Raw genomic sequence first — 390 nt, forward strand, 5'->3', positions numbered from 1 at the left:
TGATCTTCCGCGGCTTGCCGGTGGCGGCATCCACCTCCACCGCGTACCACCTCCCGCGCTCGAAGTAGATGCCCGACGGCAGCGCCGCCTGGTCGATGTGCTTCGGGATGCTTGGGTTGAACTTGCGCTTGCGTCCGCGGCCCATAGGCCCTCTCAGATCATGTCGCTGACGGGTGGATCGGCGTCGTTCGCGCCGGAGTCGCCGCCCCGGATTGCCCGGTCGATCGCATCCAGCGTCGTGAATATACCGCCGTCCCCGTCGTACCTGAATTTGATGCCCTGCCGGCGGGCCCAGCGCTCCACGGTCGACAGGCGCGGCCTTGGATCCGCCGGGTTCGGCCGGCACAGGTCCTGGAGTTCCTTGAACGTGACGATGCCCGGCGCGGCCGC

The 390-nt window shown here is 68.2% G+C and carries 1 protein-coding gene; it reads right to left on the bottom strand.

The genetic code is table 11. The features are described 5' to 3' along the window. Positions 1-153 precede the first annotated feature (153 nt). A partial coding sequence (locus A6M56_RS03725; protein WP_286757765.1) for a hypothetical protein occupies positions 154-390 on the bottom strand: 237 nt, incomplete at its 5' end.

It is taken from the genome of Ralstonia sp. RL (genome assembly GCF_001683835.1).
In the GTDB taxonomy this organism is placed as follows: domain Bacteria; phylum Pseudomonadota; class Gammaproteobacteria; order Burkholderiales; family Burkholderiaceae; genus Ralstonia; species Ralstonia mannitolilytica.